Genomic DNA, 541 nt, shown 5'->3' on the forward strand with positions numbered 1-541 from the left:
CAGATCGTCTTCCATCTGCGCCGGCAGGTCCGGGCGCGCGACGCGGAAGTCCTCGAAGTCGGCGGCCGAGAACACCAGCATTTCGCCCGCGCCGTTGTTGCGGAAATAATCCGTGCCGTCGTGATACTTCGTGCTCTTCGTCCAGTTCACGAAGTCTTCCTTCTCGGCATTCGGCTTCTGCGTGAACAGGTTGTACGCGATCCGGATCGTCATCTCGCCGGCATCGTGCAGCTTGCGGATCACTTCGTAATCGTCGGGATAGTTCTGCGAACCGCCGCCTGCATCGATCACACCCGTCACGCCGAGACGGTTCAGTTCGCGCATGAAGTGGCGCGTCGAGTTGTACTGGTATTCGAACGGCAGCTTCGGTCCCTTCGCGAGCGTCGCGTACAGGATCGTCGCGTTCGGGTTCGCGAGCAGCAGCCCGGTCGGGTTGCCCGCGGCATCGCGCAGGATCGTGCCGCCCGGCGGCTCCGGTGTGTCCTTCGTGTAGCCGACCACGCGCAGCGCGGCCGCGTTCAGCAGCGCGCGGTCGTACAGG

At 64.1% G+C, this 541-nt stretch carries 1 protein-coding gene; it reads right to left on the bottom strand.

The annotated features are described in order from the left end of the window. The coding region (locus U5A56_RS36945) for an amidohydrolase family protein (RefSeq protein ID WP_321927421.1) at nucleotides 1-541 on the bottom strand (541 nt) is incomplete at both ends.

Source organism: Burkholderia sp. BCC1998 (assembly GCF_905339875.1).
GTDB lineage: Bacteria > Pseudomonadota > Gammaproteobacteria > Burkholderiales > Burkholderiaceae > Burkholderia.